Genomic DNA, 249 nt, shown 5'->3' with positions numbered 1-249 from the left:
TCAGTCGCTGGTGGAAGAAGATCTGCGACAGCACGCCCCAGTAGTAGGCGTAGTCCCAGATCACCGTCACCGGCAGCACCTCGGGGTCGCCGAACAGCGGGTACTGGTCCTGGTAGAGCGCCAGCGTGCTTTCGTAGAACGCGTGGTAGAGCTGGTCGTACAGCTGTGCGCGCGCCTCCAGCGGGCGGCCGGCGCGGTCGTGCGCGATGAGGTCGGTGAGGTAGGTGTTGCCGATGGCGATGAAGTCGC

1 pseudogene is annotated in these 249 nt (G+C 65.5%); it reads right to left on the bottom strand.

Going from position 1 to position 249, the window contains the following annotated elements:
* A pseudogene (locus tag AC0IYU_RS34900) lies at window positions 1-249 on the bottom strand (NAD(P)/FAD-dependent oxidoreductase); the annotation flags it as partial.

The organism is Variovorax sp. AC103, from assembly GCF_979254005.1.
This window is presented reverse-complemented; position numbering and strand designations above follow the sequence as displayed.